Here is a 17,900-nt window from a genome sequence, read left to right on the forward strand (position 1 = left end):
GAATCGCACCCTGCCCTCGGCCGGGAGAGCCGGGTGCGAATCTTTGTTCCGAATATATCTTCGACTGAATTCGAAGGCAAGCACCCTGGGGCACCGTCTTCGTGCACGAATACCCCGACACACTCGAACGAATGTTTGCCGCACCCCCGCGAGGCGGATACAGTTTCGAATGTCTGGAGACCAGTCCAGCAGACACCACCGACATCCGATCGCGAGGCGATCGCAACGAGGGGCGGAGACCGTGAGCGACAACGACGTGCGTGAGATCGGAAAGGCGCGTCGACGCAAGAGCCTGAGCGCGAAGCAACTCGCGATCCTCGAGGCCGTGCAGCGCTCGGTCGCGAGCCGCGGCTACCCGCCGAGCATGCGCGAGATCGGCGACGCCGTCGGGCTGTCCTCGCTGTCGAGCGTCACGCACCAGCTCAATCAGCTCGAACTCGCCGGCTACCTGCGGCGCGACCCCAACCGCCCCCGCGCGCTCGAGATCCTCATCGAGGTGCCCGGCCTCGACGAGCGCGCCCCCACGGCAGGCGATGCCGCCCCCGTCGGCGACGCCGCGATGGTCCCCCTCGTCGGCCGCATCGCCGCCGGCGTGCCGATCACGGCCGAGCAGCAGATCGAAGAGGTCTTCCCACTCCCCCGCCAACTCGTCGGCAAGGGCGAGCTCTTCATCCTCAAGGTCGTCGGCGACTCGATGATCGACGCCGCCATCTGCGACGGCGACTGGGTGGTCGTGCGCTCGCAGCGCACCGCCGAGAACGGCGAGATCGTCGCGGCGATGCTCGACGGCGAGGCGACCGTGAAGGTCTTCCGGCAGCGCGACGGCCACACCTGGCTGCTGCCCCGCAACAGCGCGTTCGAGCCGATCGTCGGCGACCACGCCGAGGTGCTCGGCAAGGTCGTCTCGGTGCTGCGGGCGGTCTGACGCCCGGCCGGCCGTGCGGCCGGCCGAGACCCGCCACGACGACACCGAAGGGGCGGATGCCGCGCAGCGCGCGGCATCCGCCCCTTTCTTTTCGCCCCGACTAGCCCGCGAGCGCCGGCTCGGTGCGCGCCTCGAGTTCGGCGCGCACCGCACGCGTCGCCTCGATGATGTTCTCGAGCGAGGCGACCGTCTCGTCGTAGCCGCGAGTCTTCAGACCGCAGTCGGGGTTCACCCAGAGCCGCGACGCCGGGATCTCGGCGACCGCGCGCTCGAGGAGCGCCTGCACCTCGGCCGTCGACGGCACACGGGGCGAGTGGATGTCGTAGACGCCCGGGCCGATGCCGTGGTCGAACCCGCTCGTCGAGAGGTCGTCGACGACCTCCATGCGGCTGCGCGCCGCCTCGATCGAGGTCACGTCGGCGTCGAGGTTCTTGATCGCGTCGATGACGACACCGAACTCCGAGTAGCAGAGGTGCGTGTGCACCTGCGTCGCCGCCGCGGCTCCGGCCGTCGCGAGCCTGAACGAGCCGACCGACCAGTCGAGGTAGGCGGCCTGGTCTGCGAGCTTCAGCGGGAGGAGTTCGCGAAGGGCGGGCTCGTCGACCTGGATCACCTTGATTCCGGCCTCCTCGAGGTCGGCGATCTCGTCGCGCAGCGCGAGCGCCACCTGACGCGCGGTGTCACCGAGGGGCTGGTCGTCGCGCACGAACGACCAGGCGAGGATCGTCACGGGGCCCGTGAGCATGCCCTTGACGGGCTTCTCGGTCAGCGACTGCGCGTACGACGACCACTCGACCGTCATCGGCGCGGGCCGCGAGACATCCCCCCAGAGGATCGAGGGGCGCGTGCAGCGCGAACCGTACGACTGCACCCAGCCGTGCTCGGTGACGGCGAAGCCGTCGAGCAGCTCGGCGAAGTACTGCACCATGTCGTTGCGCTCGGGCTCGCCGTGCACGAGCACGTCGAGGCCGATCTCCTCCTGCAGGCGCACGACCCGTTCGATCTCCTCGCGCATGAGCTGCGCGTAACCGTCGGCGTCGAGCTCGCCCTTGCCGAGGCGCGCGCGGGCGCGCCGGATGTCGCTCGTCTGCGGGAACGAACCGATCGTCGTGGTGGGCAGCTCGGGCAGCTCGAGCGCCGCCTGCGCGGCGACGCGGGCGGCGTAGTCACCGCGGTCGAAGTCGCGGTCGGAGAGGGCCGAGAGGCGGTCGCGCACCGCGGGCAGGTGCACGCCGGGCGCGGCACTGCGGTCGGCGAGCGCGGTGGATGCCTCGTCGAGCTCTGCGGCGATCGCCTCGCGTCCCTCGGCGAGCCCACGGGCCAGCACCGCGACCTGCGCGACCTTCTGGTCGGCGAAGGCGAGCCACGAGACGAGGCGTGCGTCGAGCGACTGCTCGTCCTCGACGTCGTGCGGCACGTGCAGCAGCGAGGTCGAGGTCGAGACGGCGACGCTTCCCGAGAGGCGCTGCACGGCGGCGACGCGGTCGAACGCGGCGGCGAGGTCGCCGCGCCAGATGTTGTGGCCGTCGACGACGCCCGCGACGAGGGTCTTCGCGGAGAGCGCTTCGGCGGTGACGGGGTCGAGGCCCTCGGGCAGCGAACCGCGCACGAGGTCGAGCGAGATCGCCTCGACGGGGGTCGCGGCGAGCACCTGGAGTGCGTCGTCGAGCGAGCCGTACGGGGCGGCGACGAAGATCGCCGGACGCTCGCCCTGCGCGCCGAGCGCGTCGTAGGCCGCGGCCGCCGACTCGAGTACGCGGGCGCGCGGCTCGTCGATCGACTCGCTCACGAGCGCGGGCTCGTCGAGCTGCACCCACTCGGCACCGGCACGGGCGAGCTCGGCGAGCAGTTCGCCGTAGACCGGCACGAGCTCGGCGAGGCGATCGATCGGGCGGAAGCCCGCGGGCGCGTCGTCTGCGGCCTTCGCGAGGAGCAGGAACGTCACAGGCCCGACGATCACGGGGCGGGTGAGGAAGCCTTGCGCCTTCGCCTCTTCGAACTCGGCGAGGATGCGCTCGGCGTGCAGCGAGAACGAGGTGCCCGGGCCGATCTCGGGTACGAGGTAGTGGTAGTTCGAGTCGAACCACTTCGTCATCTCGAGCGGAGCGTCGTCGCCGACGCCGCGGGCGATCGTGAAGTAGGCGCCGAGGTCGACGCCGCCGTCCTCGCCGAGGAGCCGCGCGAAGCGCGTCGGCACCGCGCCCACGGCCACCGCCGCGTCGAGGACCTGGTCGTAGAACGAGAACGACTCGGGGATGGCGGCCCCTGCGCGGTCGAGGCCCTGCGCGGCGAGGCGCTCGCGGGTCGCGGCGCGCAGCTCGGCGGCGCGCGCCTCGAGCTCGCCGGCGTCGATCGTGCCGGCCCAGAACGCCTCGACGGCGCGCTTGAGCTCACGGCGACGGCCGATCCGGGGGTAGCCGAGGATGGTGCCGGTGGGGAAGTCGGGTGCGGTCATCGTGCAGTGTTCCTCTCATTGACGAGCTGTGTCGAGACTCCGATTCCGAGCCGGGCGAGCACGCCCAGCACGGCCTCGTGACGGTTGAAGGTGTACAGATGCAGCCCGGGAGCGCCGCCCGCGAGTACCCCGGCGGCGAGGTTCGCGGCAAATGCGACTCCGAACTCGGCCTGCGCCTCGGGATCGGGTTCGATCTCGAGGTCGATCGCGAGCTCGGCCGGGGCCTCGACCCCGGTGAGCTCCGCGAGCCGGGCGAGTCTCGCCGACGTCGTGACGGGCATGATGCCCGGCAGGATCGGGATGGTGACGCCCGCCGAGCGGGCGCGTTCGACGTAGCCGAGGTAGTCGTCGGCATGCCAGAAGAGTTGCGTGATCGCGAGGGTCGCGCCCGCGATCTCCTTCGCGAGCAGCGCGTCGACATCTTGATTGGCGGTGCGAGAACGCGGATGCCCCGTGGGGAACGCCGCGACCGCGACGCGCTCGGGCCGCGGCCGCTCGCGGATGCGCGACGCGCCGGGCACGCCCGGAACGCCGATCTGCCCGAAGGGTTCACGCTCCTCCTGGACCCGGTGGATGAGCTGCACCAGCTCAGCGGCGCTGCCGAGGTCGCCGATGCCCCCGTCGGGCCCCGCACCGGTCGGCGGGTCGCCGCGCAGGGCGAGGAAGCTCGTCACGCCGGCGTCGAGGAATTCACGGACCAGTCGGTTCGCCTCCTGGTGCGAGGAGCCGACGCACGTGAGGTGCGCCATCGGATCGACCGCGGTGTGCTCGAGCATGTAGCGGAGCACGGTCAGCGAGCGATCCCGAGACGAACCGCCGGCGCCGAAGGTCACCGAGATGAACGCGGGATCGGCCTCGGCGAGACGGTCGATCGTGCGGCCGAGGGCGAGCGCCGCGGCATCCGATCGGGGCGGGAACAACTCGAACGAGACCGGCGGGCGCGGCCGGCCGAGCACATCCCGGGGGTCGGAACCGGTGGCGGCCATGGGACTCCTGCGTGGCGCAGCCGATGGGGCGGAAGCGCGGCAGGCCGCGTCCCCCGGCCGGATTCGGCGGGTGGGTCTCGCGGGCGGGTGCCGGGCTCGGCGGTCGCTCCTGGTGCACGGCATCCGGCCGTGCACCGACGATCAGGAGCGACGATACGCGCCGATCCCGCCCATCGCGGCTCTATGACGTGAGGTGACGCGAGGCGCCCCTGGCGATCTCCGGCGACCCCGGCGACCTCCGGCGACCCGCACCTGCGGCCGCGAGCGTCTCAGGCGCCGACGGGTGCCGCGAATACGGCGAGCTGGGCCGACAGCTCGGGCGAGACCAGCGCGCGCACGCGCGTACCCGCCTCGAGGTAGTCGATCGAGAGCACGCGGCCGGTCTCGTGCAGCGTCGAGACGACGTCGCCCCGGTCGTACGGCACCACGAGGTCGATCTCGACCGCCGGGTCGGGCAGCATGCGCGTGATCGCCGCGAGCACCTCGTCGATGCCCTCGCCCGTGCGCGCCGAGGCGAACACGGCGCCGCGCTCGAGCCCGCGCAGCACGAGTCGGTCTTCGGGCGTCACGAGATCGGCCTTGTTGAAGACGATCAGCTCGGGGATGTCGCGTGCCCCGACCTCGCCGATGACGTCGCGCACCGTGGCGATCTGGCCGGCCGGGTCGGGGTGGGCCGCGTCGACCACGTGCACGATGAGGTCGGAGTCGCCGACCTCTTCGAGGGTCGATCGGAACGCCTCGACCAGCTGGTGCGGGAGGTTGCGCACGAAGCCGACGGTGTCGGCGAGCGTGTAGACGCGACCGTCGGCCGTCGTGTTGCGGCGCACCGTGGCGTCGAGGGTCGCGAACAGGGAGTTCTCGACGAGGAGTCCGGCACCCGTGATGCGGTTCAGCAGACTCGACTTGCCGGCGTTGGTGTACCCGGCGATGGCGACGGAGGGGATGGCGTTGCGTCGGCGGTTCGCGCGCTTCGCGTCACGGGCGGGCTTCATGCCCGCGATCTGCTTGCGCAGCTTCGCCATGCGCGAGTGGATGCGGCGCCGGTCGAGCTCGATCTTCGTCTCGCCTGGGCCGCGAGAGCCCATGCCGGCGCCGCCGCTGCCGACCTGGCCGCCGGCCTGGCGCGACATCGACTCGCCCCAGCCGCGCAGGCGCGGAAGCAGGTATTCGAGCTGCGCGAGCTCGACCTGCGCCTTGCCCTCGCGGCTCTTCGCGTGCTGGCTGAAGATGTCGAGGATGACGGCCGTGCGGTCGATCACCTTCACCTTGACCGCGTCCTCCAGCGCACGCCGCTGGCTCGGCGCGAGTTCGGTGTCGGCGACGACGGTGTCGGCGCCGAGCGAGGCGACGATGTGCCGCAGTTCTTCGACCTTGCCGCGACCGAGGTAGGTGCTCGGGTCGGGGTGCGGGCGCCGCTGCAGCACTCCGTCGAGCACCCGCGCGCCCGCCGTCTCGGCGAGCGCCGACAGTTCGCGCAGCGAGTTCTCGGCGTCATCGAGCGAGCCCTGCGAGTAGACCCCGATGAGCACCACGTTCTCGAGCCGGAGCTGCCGGTACTCGACCTCGGTGACGTCCTCGAGCTCGGTCGAGAGGCCCGCGACGCGACGGAGCGCCGCGCGCTCCTCGCGCTCGAACTGCTCGCCGTCGGTCTCGGCGCCGGCCGCGGCGTCGGAGCCCTGCTCCATGAGCGCCTCGGCGGCACCCGAGCCGAAGCGGGTCAGCCCGGCCTTCGTCTCAGCACCGCGCAGCACCCGCTCGACGGCGTCGTCTGCGGTGTTCTGGTCGGCTTCGTTCATCACGTTCAAGACTAGTTCCAATCGCTGCGATAGGTTCCCTGTATGGGTTCCGAGCACTATTTCTCCGCGTCGCCGTCGAGCAGTTCGCGCACCCGCACCATCCGCGCGCGCCTCGCCGGCCGCGAGGTCGAACTCACGACCGCCGGCGGTGTATTCAGCCCAGAGCACCTCGACCAGGGCACCCGCGCACTCCTCGACGCCGTGCCCGCTCCACCGAATTCGGGCGATCTGCTCGACCTCGGCTGCGGGTGGGGCCCGATCGCACTCTCGCTCGCGCTCCAATCGCCGGATGCCACGGTGTGGGCCGTCGATGTCAACGAACGCGCGCTCGAGCTCACGCGGCAGAACGCCGCACGACTCGGTCTGCACAATGTCAACGCCGTGCTGCCCGACGATGTTCCCGAGTCCGTGCGGTTCGCGGCGATCTGGTCGAACCCGCCGATCCGGGTCGGCAAAGCCGAACTGCACGCACTCCTCACGCGCTGGCTGCCGCGTCTCGACGAGAGCGAAGACGCCGCCGCCTGGCTCGTCGTCGCGAAGCACCTCGGCGCCGAGTCGCTGCAGCGCTGGATCGGCGCGGAACTCGGGCTCGAGGTCGAGCGCGCCGCGAACACGAAGGGCTTCCGGGTGCTCCACGTCCGGCGCTGACCCATCGACGCCGGCGCACGGCGGGAGCGGACGTCAGCCGGGGATCGTCGGGCGCGCACTGCGCACGGCCGCCGTGGTCGTCAGCGCGAGAAAGCTCAGCGTCGCGACCAGCACCGCAACGAGCGGCAGCGCCCAGGCCCCGCTCGACTCGTGCAGTGCGCCGAGCACCGGTGGCGCCGTCGCTGCAACGAGGTATCCGCCCGATTGCACGAGCGCCGACATCTGCGTCGTCTCACGGTCCGTGCGCGTGATGCGGACGATCATCGCGATGATCACGACGAAACCGCCGCCCTGCGCGATCCCGCCGGTCACCGTCCACACGAAGTAGGCCTGGGGGGCGAGCAGCAACCCGAGCGGCAGCGTCGTCCAGAGCACGCCGACGAGGGCGGGCTGCACCCAGCGCGGCCGGACCCCGGCCAAGAACGGCACCCCGAGGGCGCCGGCGACCGCGGCCAGCTGGAACAGCGACGCGACGTTGCCCGCCGCCACCGGGTCGAGGCCGTAGTCGTCGGCGTAGAGGCTCGGAAGCCACGCGCTCAGCCCGTAGTACGAGAACGACTGCGCCGCGAATGCCGCCGCGAGCAGCCACGTCATCGGGTTGCGCCACGCGGAACGCTCTCCAGGGGGCACCACGCCGGTCGGCCCCGTCACCGCCGCGATCGAACCCGTCACCGCGAGCGCCTCGGCCGCGCGCGCCTCCCGGCTCTCGGCGACGGTGCGGCGCAGGTGCACGCCCCAGACCGCGAGCGCTGCGATGACGAGCACGCCCCATACGGCGGTCGCCCACTGCCAACCGATCACCTCGGCGAGCGGTGCCGTCGCGGCGATCGTCAGCATCGACCCGACGTTCATCATCGCGGAATACACCCCGGTGACGAGTTGCGCCCGCTCGGGCGGAACGTCGCGACGGATGACGACGGGCACGACGACGTTGCCGATCGCGATGGCGAGGCCGATGATCACGGTTCCCGCGAACGCCGCCCACGTCGTGCCGCCGGATCGGACGATCGTGCCGATGAGCGTTCCGACGAGCGCGATCGCGACGGCGCGTTCGGCCCCGGTCAGTCGGATCGTCCACGCGGCGATCGGCGTGCCGAGGGCGAAGCAGAGCACCGGCAGGCTCGTGAGCAGCCCCGCCGTGGTCGACGAGATGCCGAGGGATTCCTCGATGTCGCCGATCACTGGGGCGATCGTGACGAGCGGTCCGCGCAGGTTGAGCGCGACGAGCGAGATCCCGACCAGCAGCAGCCATGGGAACCCGGCGCGGGCGGCCGATCTGGGGTCGTGGTTCACCGTCGGACGCTCCGCATCGACCGGGTCACGCGAGCGTCAGCACGCCGTCGAAGACGAGCTCGGCAGGGCCCGCGAGGGCCACGTGCTCGCCGTCGGCGGCCTCGAACATGCGCACGCCGAGCACGCCGCCCGGCACCTGCACGCGCCAGTCGTTCGGCGCCGAGGCGCCCGCCCAGTGCCGCACCGCGAGCGCCGAGGCGACGGCGCCCGTGCCGCACGAGAGGGTCTCACCCGAACCGCGCTCGTGCACGCGCATGCGGATGCGGCCCACGCCGTCGTCGACGAGCGGCTCGGCGGGCACGACGAACTCGACGTTCGCGCCCGCCTCGGGCGCGGGGTCGAGGATCGGCGAGAAGGCGAGATCGAGGCCCTCGAGTTCGTCGTCGTCGGCGAGGGCGACGACGACGTGCGGATTGCCCACGTCGATGCCGAGGCCCGGACGGGCCACCGGCAGCTGCTTGGCACGCACGAGCGGCTCGCCGCCGTCGAGGCGCCAGGGGCCCAGGTCGACCTGGAAGCCCGTCGCCGTGCGCGTCACGAGCCGGACGCCGGCGCGCGTGCCGATCGCGATCTCGGCGCCCGGGTGGAGCTCAGCGAGCCCCTGGTCGAGCAGGTAGCGCACGAAGACGCGGATGCCGTTGCCGCACATCTCGGAGACCGTGCCGTCGGCGTTCCAGTAGTCCATGAACCAGACCGCGCGCGGATCGGCCGCAAGGGCGGCCGCACCGTCGTCGAGGTTCTGCGAACGCACGGCACGGATGACGCCGTCGGCCCCGACCCCGAAGTGCCGGTCGCACACCGCGGCGATCTGCGTCGCGGTCAGCGCGTTCTCGCCCTCGGGATCGCTGAAGAGCACGAAGTCGTTGCCCGTGCCCTGGCCCTTGGTGAAACGCAGATCGAACGGCATGCGATTCAGTCTAGGGCGGCCTGACGCACCAGTTCGGCGCCGCGGGCGACCATGTCGTCGGCATCGATCACGACAGCTTCGCGGTAGCGCTTGAACCAGCCCACCTGGCGTCTCGCGTAGGTGCGGGTGAGCCGCTGCGTCTCGGCCACGGCGTCGGCTCGAGACATCCGCCCGTGCAGCTCGGCGAGCGCCTGCGCGTAGCCGATCGCCTTGCGCGCGGTGACCCCGCGCTCGAGGCCCATCGGCACGAGCCCGCGCACCTCGTCGACGATGCCCTGCCGCCACATCTCGTGCACGCGCTCGTCGAGCCGCTCGACGAGCACGCCGCGATCGGCGCGAAGGTGCACGATGCGGTGTTCGCGCCACGGCACCGGCTCGTCGGGCAGCCGGGCCGCCGCGGGCTCGCCGGTGACCTCGATCACCTCGAGCGCGCGCACCACCCGGCGGCCGTTCTGCGGGTCGACCTTCGCCGCGGTCTCGGCGTCGATGCCGCGCAGACGCGCGTGCAGGAGGCCCGGTCCGAGCTCGACGAGCTCGGCCTCGAGTCGTGCGCGCACGACCGGGTCGGTGCCCGGAAACCGGAAGTCGTGGATCACCGACGAGACGTAGAGGCCCGAGCCGCCGACGAGGAGCGCGACGGCGCCACGGTCGACGATCTCACCGATGCGCGCCCGCGCGAGTTGCTGGTATTCGGCGACCGAAGCCTCATCGGTGACCTCGAGCACGTCGAGCAGATGATGGGGCACGCCGCGTCGCGCCTCGGGCGAGAGCTTCGCGGTGCCGATGTCCATGCCTCGGTAGAGCTGCATCGCGTCGGCGTTCACGACCTCGGCGGCGCGACCGGTGCGCTCGATCGCGTCGGCGAGGTCGAGCGCGAACGCCGACTTGCCGGTGCCGGTGGCGCCGACGACGGCGATGAGGCTCACGTCAGCGCTGACCGTCGGTCGGGTCGTAGATCGGCATCGTGCCGACGCCCGGCGACACGAGCGGCTCGCCGCCGCGCACGCGCAGCGACGGCAGACCGAGCGAGACCTTGCCCGGCGATTGCGCCTCGGAGGCGCCGCCTGCCGACGGCACGCCGCAGCTCTCGGCCTGCGCCCGATCCCACGCGTCGCCCGCCCGCGTTCGACGCACCTTCAGCGGGGCGTCGTCGGTGGAGTCGGCGATGAGGTGGAACGGCGCCGCCTGCGTGATCACGACCGACACGACGTCTCCGGGCCGCGGCAGTTCGGAGCCGGCCGGTACCTCGAAGTGCACGAGCCGGCTGTCTTCGGCGCGGCCGCTGAGACGGTGCGTCTCGGCGTCCTTCTTGCCCTCGCCGTTGGCGACGAGCACCTCGACGGCGCGGCCGACGAGGTGCTGGTTCTCCTCCCAGGAGATGCGCTCCTGGAGGGCGATCAATCGCTCGTAACGCTCCTGAACGACCTCCTTCGGCACCTGGTCCTCCATCGTTGCCGCGGGGGTGCCCGGACGGATCGAGTACTGGAAGGTGAACGCCGAGGCGAAGCGCGCGGCCTCGACGACCCGCATCGTCTCGAGGAAGTCGTCTTCGGTCTCACCGGGGAAGCCGACGATGATGTCGGTCGAGATCGCCGCGTTCGGGATCTTGGCCCGCACCCGGTCGAGGATGCCGAGGAACTTCTCGGAGCGGTACGAACGGCGCATCGCCTTGAGAATGCGGTCGGAGCCCGACTGGAGCGGCATATGCAGCTGCGGCATGACATCGGGCGTCTCGGCCATCGCGTCGATGACGTCATCGGTGAACGCGGCGGGGTGCGGGCTCGTGAAGCGGATGCGCTCGAGGCCTTCGATCTGCCCGGAGGCACGCAGCAGCTTGCCGAAGGCCTGTCGGTCGCCGAACTCGACGCCGTAGGAGTTCACGTTCTGGCCGAGCAGGGTCACCTCGATCGCACCGTCGTCGACGAGCGCCTGGATCTCGGCGAGGATCTCCCCGGGCCGACGGTCCTTCTCTTTGCCGCGGAGCGCCGGCACGATGCAGAAGGTGCAGGTGTTGTTGCAGCCGACCGAGATCGAGACCCAGCCGCTGTAGCTGGAGTCGCGCTTGGTCGGCAGCGTCGAGGGGAACACCTCGAGGGCGTCGAGGATCTCGAGCTGCGCCTCGTCGTTGTGGCGGGCCCGCTCGAGGAGGCTCGGCAGCGCGCCCATGTTGTGCGTGCCGAACACGACGTCGACCCACGGCGCCTTCTCGAGGATGACGTGCTTGTCCTTCTGGGCGAGGCAACCGCCGACGGCGATCTGCATGCCCGCGTGCCGACGCTTGACACTCGCGAGGTGGCCGAGGTTGCCGTAGAGCTTGTTGTCGGCGTTCTCGCGGACGGCGCAGGTGTTGATCACGACGATGTCGGGCTCGCTGCCGGCGGCGGGCACATAGCCCGCAGCCTCGAGCGAGCCGCTGAGGCGCTCGGAGTCGTGGACGTTCATCTGGCAGCCGAAGGTGCGGACCTCGTAGGTGCGCGGCGCGGGCGTCGTCGCCTCGGCGCGGGCGACCTCGTGAATGGTGCTCATGATCGCACCAGTTTACGAGCCCTCGACGGACAGTGCCGCCGTCACCGCCTCGCGCACGACGTCGCCGGGGTAGCCTCGGCGCTGGAGGAACGCCGACAGGCGGCGCTCGGCCGTCTGTCGGTCGAGACCGCGGAGCTGGCGAGCACGGCGCTCGGCGACCGTACGGGCGTTCTCGAGCTCGGTCTCGGGGTCGAGGTCTTCGACGGCGGCCCGCGCGACCGTCTGGTCGACGCCGCGGCGACCGAGCTCGTTCAGGAGCGCGCCGCTGCCCTTGCCGCGCCGCACGCCCTGACTGTGCACCAACTGCTCGGCAAGACGTGCGTCGTCGAGATAGCCGAGGCGCTCGTATCGTTCGATCCACTCGTCGAGCTCTGAATCGTCGAGCCCGTGCTCGGCGAGCACCGCGCGCACCTCGGAGACCGAGAGCGCCGAGCGACGCAGCCGCGACACCACGAGGCGGTCGATGCGCTCGTCGCGCTCGACGCCCGACTCGTCGGCCACGCCCTCGGGTACGCTGCCGACGCGGGTGCCACGGGCGGCTTGCGACCGTTTCGAACCCGTGTCGCGAGCGGCGACCGGCTCGCTCGGCACTTCTTCGCCGAACCAGCGGTCGGGCACCGCGTCGTCGGAACCCCGATCGGCGAACGCCTCTGCTGCCCGGCGAGGCCGGCGCGCCGGTGCAGATCGACGCGCCGTACCCGCCTCACCGGGACGTTCTTCGCTCGTGGGCGCGGGAAGGTGCCGCACCCACGGCAGGTAGGTCACCGGGGCGAGGTGCTCGGCCGACGGGTCGTGCAGCTCGCTTCCCTCCCCGGTCATCTGGTACCCCCGCCGCTCAGGCGCCCTTGCGCTTCGCGGTGATCGACTCGACGTTCGCCGGCACCGTGTTCGCGGCCGCCGCACCCGCCTGGCCGATGCCGAGCTTCACGAGGATCTTCTGCTCGATGTCGGCGGCGATGTCGGGGTTCTGCAGCAGGAAGTTGCGGGCGTTCTCTTTGCCCTGACCCAACTGGTCGCCGTCGTAGGTGTACCAGGCGCCCGACTTCTTGACGATGCCCTGGTCGACGCCGTAGTCGATGAGGCTGCCCTCACGCGAGATGCCGACCCCGTAGAGGATGTCGAACTCGGCCTGCTTGAAGGGCGGCGCCATCTTGTTCTTGACGACCTTCACGCGAGTGCGGTTGCCGACCGCCTCGGTGCCGTCTTTCAGGGTCTCGATACGGCGGATGTCGAGGCGGACGGAGGCGTAGAACTTCAGAGCCTTGCCGCCGGCGGTCGTCTCGGGGCTGCCGAAGAACACGCCGATCTTCTCGCGCAGCTGGTTGATGAAGATCATCGTGGTGTTCGTCTGGTTGAGGCCACCGGTCAGCTTGCGGAGCGCCTGCGACATGAGTCGGGCCTGGAGGCCGACGTGCGAGTCGCCCATCTCGCCCTCGATCTCGGCACGTGGTACGAGCGCCGCGACGGAGTCGATGACGATGAGGTCGATGGAGCCGGAGCGCACGAGCATGTCGGCGATCTCGAGCGCCTGCTCACCGGTGTCGGGCTGCGAGACGAGCAGCGCGTCGATGTCGACGCCCAGCTTCTTCGCGTACTCGGGGTCGAGCGCGTGCTCGGCGTCGACGAAGGCGGCGATGCCGCCGGCACGCTGCGCGTTCGCGATCGCATGGAGCGTGAGCGTCGTCTTGCCCGACGACTCGGGGCCGTAGATCTCGATGATGCGGCCGCGCGGGAGGCCACCGACGCCGAGGGCGACGTCGAGGGCGATCGAACCGGTGGGGATGACCTCGACGGGGGCGCGATCTTCGCTGCCGAGGCGCATGACCGACCCCTTGCCGAACTGGCGGTCGATCTGTGCGAGGGCCGCTTCGAGCGACTTCTCGCGGTCTGCGGGTGATGCCATGGTGTGGACTCCTTCGATGCTCGTGTGCTGCTGCCTCTAGGCTGTCGTTCCACGTTGCGGGCCCCGGCTGGCCGGTGCTGACCCGCGGCGTCTCACGACAAGGCGGTTGCGGTGTGTTGCGACGAGTCGACCGTATGGCCGGCCACCGACATCGCGGCCCGAGATGGCCCGCGACGTGGACGGATTCGCCGTTCCTCCTGCTGTTGAGGAGCCTAGCGCAGGAACCGAATGAATGTTCGAACCGACACCCCGCGTGTCGAACGCGTCTTCGGAACCGAAGGGCCGAGCACGTCGGACGGGCTCAACGCCCCGAGCCGCCCCGCGACTCCCCCGGCATCGGGCGGCCGGCGCCGTGCCGGCGACCCTCCGGGACATCCGTCGCCTCGCAGAGCGCGAACCAGACCTCGCGCGGCCGCACGCCCGCAGCGAGCGCCTCGCGCGCCGTGCGCCCGCCGAGCGAGGCGAGCACGAGGTCGTTCACGACCACGCCGCCGTAGCCCGAGCCGAACTCGCGATCGACGGCGATCTGGAACTCACTGAGTTTCACGGAACCTCCGGACATGGCTTCGGCCGGTCCGAAGACCGGCCGAAGCGCGAGAAATCGATCGGGTGCGCGCGCTCAGCGGACCATCATCTCAGCGTCGAACTCGGCGACGAGCTCGTCGGGCAGGCTGTCGGGAACCACGGAGAGCCCCTCGAGCACCGCGATGCGGTCGCCGACCTCGTGCATGATCACCGAGATGGGCGTGTCGAGCGCATCGGCGACCGAGGCGAGGATTTCGGAGGAGGCCTCTTTCTGACCCCGCTCGACCTCGCTCAGGTAACCCAGAGCCACGCTCGCCTTGGACGCGACCTGCCGGAGCGTTCGCCCCTTCTGCAGGCGGAAGTCCCTCAACACGTCGCCGATCTCCTGTCGAACCAGAACCATCGGGGAACCTCCTTCTACACTGCCTCGACTCCGCCGGAGCCGGAAACGGGAGCGTCAGTCTACCTGATGCTCTCGGCTTCCAATCTAGCGTCGCACACTGGGGCTTTCGTGTGAACCTGCCACATGTAACAGGGTGTTCACGAAGACTATTCCGCTACTTCCGTTCTTCCTCCGAGGCGGGCAGCGAGGCGGTGATCGGCTCGGCGCCGGATGCTTCGAAGCGGGCCTTGCGACGTTTCAGCCACACCCCGAGGACGATGATGACGGCGAGCGCCGAGTAGGCGACGATCGCGAACGGGCTGCGGACGAGGTAGGTCAGGTCGCCCTGGCTGATCGCCATCGACTTGCGCAGCTGCTCTTCGGCCATCGGCCCGAGGATGCCGCCGACGACCATCGGCGCGACCGGGTAGCCGTACCGCCGCATCAGGAACCCGATGAGCCCGACGAGGAGCAGCACGAAGGTGTCGAACACGTTGAAGTGCAGCGCGTACGCGCCGAGCCCCGCGAACGCGAGGATGCCGGCGTAGAGGTACGGGCGCGGGATGCGCAGCACCTTCACCCACATGCCGACGAGCGGCAGGTTGAGCACGAGCAGCATCACGTTGCCGATGTAGAGGCTCGCGATCAGTGCCCACACGAGTCCCGACTGGTTCTCGAACAGCATCGGTCCCGGGCGGATGCCGTACGACTGGAACGCCGAGATGATGATCGCCGCGGTCGCCGTCGTCGGGAGGCCCAGGGTGAGCAGCGGCACGAGCACGCCCGCGGCGGCCGCGTTGTTCGCCGCTTCGGGGCCGGCGACGCCCTCGATGGCCCCGCGCCCGAACTCGGCTCGCGCGTTGCCCTTGGCGAGCTTCCGCTCGGTCGCGTAGGAGAGGAAGGTCGCCACGTCGGCGCCGCCCGCGGGGATCGTGCCGATCGGGAAGCCGATCGCCGTGCCGCGCAGCCACGGCCGCCACGAACGTGCGAGGTCGCGACGCGACATCCAGCTTCGCCACCCCTTCGTCACGGGGATGACCCGCACCGGACCGTGCCTGAGCCGCGACGCGACGTACAAGGTCTCGCCGAGTGCGAAGAGCCCGACCGCGATGACGACGACGTCGATGCCGTCGGCGAGGCTCGGCACGCCGAGCGTGTAGCGTTGCTGCCCCGAGAGCACCTCGGTGCCGACGAGGCCGAGGAAGAGCCCCAGGCCGAGCGAGACCAGCCCGCGGGGCACACTCGAGCCGAGCAGCGCCCCGACCGTCAGGAACGCGACCACGATGAGCGCGAAGTAGTCGGCCGGGCCGAGTTGGACCGCGAGCTTCGAGATGCCCGGCGCGAGGAACGTCAGGGCGAGGGTCGCCGCGGTGCCCGCCACGAAGGAGCCGAGCGCCGCAGTCGCGAGCGCCGCCGCACCCCGGCCCGCCTTCGCCATGCGGTTGCCCTCGAGCGCGGTCACGATCGACGACGACTCCCCCGGCGTGTTCAAGAGGATCGAGGTCGTCGACCCGCCGTACATGCCGCCGTAGTAGATGCCTGCGAAGACGATGAGCGCCCCCGTCGGGTCGAGCGAGTAGGTCAGCGGCAGGAGCAGGGCCACGGTCATCGCCGGGCCGATGCCGGGCAGGACGCCGACGGCGGTGCCGATGAAGACGCCGAAGAGCGCGTAGAGGAGGTACTGCGGCTGGAGGGCGGTGGCGAAGCCGTCGAGCAGCGCGGTGAGGCTATCCATGGAAGATCGGGATCCAGTCGAGAAGGGGGCCCGCGGGCAGCGAGAGCCCGAGCCAGGCCCCGAAGACGAGTTGCGTCACGAGCCCGAGGCCCAAGCCTGCGGCGAGCGCGACCCACCAGCGCTTCGCGCCGAGCGACCACGCGGCGCCGGCGAAGAGCACCATGACCGCGACCGGCCATCCTGCGAGTTCGATGAGCACGAGCTGCGTCGAGAAGCACACGACGAGCTTCGCGACCGTCAGCCAGTCCGTCGGGGCGTCCGGGTCGATGTCCTCGCCGTCGTCGGGCGTGCCGCGGTGCCCGCGCAGCACTTGGGCGATCACCACAAGGGATGCCACGAGGAGGAGTACTCCGACGGCGTACGGGAACACCCGCGGCCCGAGCACACTGGCCGATCCCGGCGGCACCCGGATGAAGCCGGCGCCCACGATCGTGTAGACGCCGAGTGCCGCGCAGATGCCGGCGAAGACGAACTCGCCGACGGGCGGGCCGGCACGGTTCGCTGCCCTCGCGGGGGTTCCCCCCGACGTGGGGGCGTCGGAGGGAACCGGGAGCGGAACGGTCACCGGGAGACCAGGCCGATCGTCTGGAGGGTCGAGGTCACCTCGGCGATGTCGCTCGTGAGGAACTCGTCGAAGTCGCCGCCCGTGAGGAACGCGTCGCTCCAGCCCTTCTCCGCGAGGGCCCGGGTCCAGCCGCCGGAGGCGTGCATCTCGGTCACGAGCTCGGTGAGCGCGGACTTCTCCTCGTCGGAGATGCCGCCGGGCGCGAGGACGCCGCGCCAGTTCGTGAGCTCGACATCGTAGCCCTCCTCGACGAGCGTGGGCGTGTCGGCCAGCAGGTCGACCCGCTCGGGCGACGAGACGGCCAGTGCGCGGAGCTCACCGGCCTCGATCTGCTCGACGAACTCGCCGACGCCAGAGATGCCCGCCTGCACGGTGTTGCCGAGCAGCATCGTGACGGCTTCGCCGCCGCCCGAGTTCGGGATGTAGTTGAGCGTCGTCGGCACGTCCGCCGCGTCGACCCCCGCCTCGACGAGGAGCATGCCCGCGAGGATGTGGTCGGCGCCGCCGGCCGAGCCGCCCGTGACCGCGATCGCGGCGCCCTCCTCGAGGATCGCGTCGACGAGGTCATCGGTGGTCTTGTACGGCGATTCGGCGGGCACGACGAGCACGAGCGCCTCCTCGGTGAGCCGAGCGATCGGCGTCGTGTCCTCGATGCGGCTGGCCGAGGCGTTCGTCTCGACTGCACCGACCATGACGAGACCGGTGATCATGAGCGTCGCGGGATCCTGCTCGTTCGCGAGCGCCGCGAGTCCGACGGTGCCGCCCGCCCCACCGATGTTCTCGACTGGCGCCGAGCCGACGAGATCCTCGTCGGTCAGGACCTGCGACATCGTACGCGCGGTCTGATCCCAGCCGCCGCCGGGGTCGGCCGGAGCGATCAGGTTGACGGATTCGAGGGCGACGGACTCGCCACCGTCACCGCTCGAGTCGGCGCCGGTCGCGGGGGCACTGCACGCCGCGAGGGCGAGCACGCCCGCGAGGCCGAGCCCGAGGCCCGCGAGCCTCCGACGGAGCACGGGACGACCGGATGTACTGCGGAAATGGACGACCGAGTGGCTCGGCCCGCTGCGAGATCGCAATTCTCCTCCTTGAGCGCCCGCCGGCTTCGACGGGCGACGATCGATTCGGGTCGACGCTAGGGACCACGCCCGTCCGGCGGAACACTGCGGTCGTATCGGTCGTATCGGTCGATTCGGTCGCTTCGGTCGTATCGGTCGATTCGGTCGTATTGGTCGCGGCCTCGTGCCGTCGGCG

The 17,900-nt window shown here is 71.0% G+C and carries 16 protein-coding genes; 2 read left to right on the forward strand and 14 right to left on the reverse strand.

The window, feature by feature from the left end; translation table 11 throughout:
* Nucleotides 1-241: 241 nt before the first annotated feature.
* Nucleotides 242-925, forward strand: coding sequence for a transcriptional repressor LexA (gene lexA / locus H516_RS0116830; RefSeq protein ID WP_022890870.1), 684 nt, complete (start codon nt 242-244; stop codon nt 923-925).
* Between the two features lie 100 nt (nt 926-1,025).
* Here the strand turns inward: lexA and metE are convergent, their stop codons facing one another.
* The 3 genes from metE to hflX form a co-directional block, all read right to left on the reverse strand.
* Nucleotides 1,026-3,380 (reverse strand): 5-methyltetrahydropteroyltriglutamate--homocysteine S-methyltransferase, encoded by a 2,355-nt coding sequence (gene metE, locus H516_RS0116835; protein ID WP_022890871.1) that lies wholly within the window; start codon nt 3,378-3,380, stop codon nt 1,026-1,028.
* Entirely contained in the window at nt 3,377-4,366 is a 990-nt protein-coding gene (locus H516_RS20765; protein WP_022890872.1) for a methylenetetrahydrofolate reductase, read from the reverse strand. Before H516_RS20765 ends, metE begins: the two co-directional genes overlap by 4 nt.
* Nucleotides 4,367-4,635: 269 nt before the next feature.
* Nucleotides 4,636-6,162: a GTPase HflX gene (hflX, locus tag H516_RS0116845; RefSeq protein WP_022890873.1), complete on the reverse strand. Its 1,527-nt coding sequence runs from the start codon at nt 6,160-6,162 to the stop codon at nt 4,636-4,638.
* A gap of 42 nt (nt 6,163-6,204) precedes the next feature.
* Between hflX and H516_RS0116850 the strand changes: the two genes are divergently transcribed.
* On the forward strand, nt 6,205-6,810 hold the full coding sequence (locus tag H516_RS0116850) for a class I SAM-dependent methyltransferase (RefSeq protein WP_022890874.1): 606 nt from the start codon (nt 6,205-6,207) through the stop codon (nt 6,808-6,810).
* Nucleotides 6,811-6,843: 33 nt separating this feature from the next.
* On the opposite strand, the gene H516_RS0116855 is transcribed toward H516_RS0116850, so the two are convergent.
* The 11 genes from H516_RS0116855 to H516_RS0116905 all read right to left on the reverse strand — a co-directional run bounded on the left by H516_RS0116855 (nt 6,844) and on the right by H516_RS0116905 (nt 17,662).
* On the reverse strand, nt 6,844-8,103 hold the full coding sequence (locus H516_RS0116855) for an MFS transporter (protein WP_022890875.1): 1,260 nt from the start codon (nt 8,101-8,103) through the stop codon (nt 6,844-6,846).
* A gap of 25 nt (nt 8,104-8,128) precedes the next feature.
* The gene (dapF, locus tag H516_RS0116860; RefSeq protein WP_022890876.1) at nt 8,129-9,010 is read right to left on the reverse strand and encodes a diaminopimelate epimerase; all 882 of its coding nucleotides are present in this window, start codon (nt 9,008-9,010) and stop codon (nt 8,129-8,131) included.
* 5 nt (nt 9,011-9,015) lie between these two features.
* Nucleotides 9,016-9,936, reverse strand: coding sequence for a tRNA (adenosine(37)-N6)-dimethylallyltransferase MiaA (gene miaA / locus H516_RS0116865; protein WP_022890877.1), 921 nt, complete (start codon nt 9,934-9,936; stop codon nt 9,016-9,018).
* 1 nt (nt 9,937) lies between these two features.
* Entirely contained in the window at nt 9,938-11,536 is a 1,599-nt protein-coding gene (miaB, locus tag H516_RS0116870; RefSeq protein ID WP_022890878.1) for a tRNA (N6-isopentenyl adenosine(37)-C2)-methylthiotransferase MiaB, read from the reverse strand.
* Between the two features lie 12 nt (nt 11,537-11,548).
* Nucleotides 11,549-12,355 (reverse strand): regulatory protein RecX, encoded by an 807-nt coding sequence (locus H516_RS21465; protein WP_022890879.1) that lies wholly within the window; start codon nt 12,353-12,355, stop codon nt 11,549-11,551.
* Nucleotides 12,356-12,371: 16 nt separating this feature from the next.
* On the reverse strand, nt 12,372-13,439 hold the full coding sequence (gene recA / locus H516_RS0116880) for a recombinase RecA (protein ID WP_022890880.1): 1,068 nt from the start codon (nt 13,437-13,439) through the stop codon (nt 12,372-12,374).
* A 301-nt stretch (nt 13,440-13,740) separates the two neighbouring features.
* Nucleotides 13,741-13,986, reverse strand: a complete 246-nt coding sequence (locus H516_RS0116885; RefSeq protein ID WP_026378943.1) for a DUF3046 domain-containing protein — start codon at nt 13,984-13,986, stop codon at nt 13,741-13,743.
* Nucleotides 13,987-14,058: 72 nt separating this feature from the next.
* Nucleotides 14,059-14,367, reverse strand: a complete 309-nt coding sequence (locus H516_RS0116890) for a helix-turn-helix domain-containing protein (RefSeq protein WP_022890882.1) — start codon at nt 14,365-14,367, stop codon at nt 14,059-14,061.
* 154 nt (nt 14,368-14,521) lie between these two features.
* Entirely contained in the window at nt 14,522-16,081 is a 1,560-nt protein-coding gene (locus H516_RS20775) for a tripartite tricarboxylate transporter permease (protein ID WP_022890883.1), read from the reverse strand.
* Nucleotides 16,074-16,646: a tripartite tricarboxylate transporter TctB family protein gene (locus H516_RS20780; protein ID WP_022890884.1), complete on the reverse strand. Its 573-nt coding sequence runs from the start codon at nt 16,644-16,646 to the stop codon at nt 16,074-16,076. The genes H516_RS20775 and H516_RS20780 overlap by 8 nt, the downstream gene beginning before the upstream one ends.
* Nucleotides 16,643-17,662 carry a Bug family tripartite tricarboxylate transporter substrate binding protein gene (locus H516_RS0116905; RefSeq protein WP_022890885.1) on the reverse strand — a complete coding sequence of 340 codons (1,020 nt, stop codon included), beginning with the start codon at nt 17,660-17,662 and terminating at the stop codon, nt 16,643-16,645. The genes H516_RS20780 and H516_RS0116905 overlap by 4 nt, the downstream gene beginning before the upstream one ends.
* Nucleotides 17,663-17,900 lie beyond the last annotated feature (238 nt).

It is taken from the genome of Agromyces italicus DSM 16388 (assembly GCF_000421545.1).
Taxonomy (GTDB): domain Bacteria; phylum Actinomycetota; class Actinomycetes; order Actinomycetales; family Microbacteriaceae; genus Agromyces; species Agromyces italicus.

Coding starts and splice junctions, on each gene's coding strand:
- H516_RS21465 (WP_022890879.1), bottom strand. CDS start 12,355: ATGACCGGGGAGGGAAGCGAGCTGCACGACCCGTCGGCCGAGCACCTC.
- recA (WP_022890880.1), bottom strand. CDS start 13,439: ATGGCATCACCCGCAGACCGCGAGAAGTCGCTCGAAGCGGCCCTCGCA.
- dapF (WP_022890876.1), bottom strand. CDS start 9,010: ATGCCGTTCGATCTGCGTTTCACCAAGGGCCAGGGCACGGGCAACGAC.
- hflX (WP_022890873.1), bottom strand. CDS start 6,162: ATGAACGAAGCCGACCAGAACACCGCAGACGACGCCGTCGAGCGGGTG.
- H516_RS0116850 (WP_022890874.1), top strand. CDS start 6,205: ATGGGTTCCGAGCACTATTTCTCCGCGTCGCCGTCGAGCAGTTCGCGC.
- H516_RS20775 (WP_022890883.1), bottom strand. CDS start 16,081: ATGGATAGCCTCACCGCGCTGCTCGACGGCTTCGCCACCGCCCTCCAG.
- H516_RS20765 (WP_022890872.1), bottom strand. CDS start 4,366: ATGGCCGCCACCGGTTCCGACCCCCGGGATGTGCTCGGCCGGCCGCGC.
- H516_RS0116890 (WP_022890882.1), bottom strand. CDS start 14,367: ATGGTTCTGGTTCGACAGGAGATCGGCGACGTGTTGAGGGACTTCCGC.
- miaB (WP_022890878.1), bottom strand. CDS start 11,536: ATGAGCACCATTCACGAGGTCGCCCGCGCCGAGGCGACGACGCCCGCG.
- metE (WP_022890871.1), bottom strand. CDS start 3,380: ATGACCGCACCCGACTTCCCCACCGGCACCATCCTCGGCTACCCCCGG.